Here is a 314-nt window from a genome sequence, read left to right on the forward strand (position 1 = left end):
ACCACAATGCGAGTAGGTAATTTGTCTTTGCTCCCTACATATACATCATGTAATTCATACACTTGGCCAGGTTGTAATTGTTTCATGATGTCTTCCAAATGAATTTGTATATATACCGGTCTCAATTGAGCGGGTTTTGTTTTAAATACGACTGTTTCGAATTCTTTTCTATATATTTTAGTTGGTAACTTAAGACGTGATAAATAATATCCTTGCTTATCTTGAATAGACTTAAAATCTTGTAGACGAAAATATCCTAAGTCACGAATATATAGTTCATTCTTTTGTGCCATGCCTGTTCGAGTCGCACTATA

The 314-nt window shown here is 33.4% G+C and carries 1 protein-coding gene; it reads right to left on the reverse strand.

Annotation, left to right across the window (positions count from 1 at the left end):
- A partial coding sequence (locus JDS81_RS29955) for a transposase (protein WP_199688701.1) occupies positions 1-314 on the reverse strand: 314 nt, incomplete at both ends.

Origin of the sequence: Bacillus cereus group sp. N31 (assembly GCF_016483245.1) — a bacterium.
Classification (GTDB): Bacteria; Bacillota; Bacilli; order Bacillales; family Bacillaceae_G; genus Bacillus_A; species Bacillus_A toyonensis.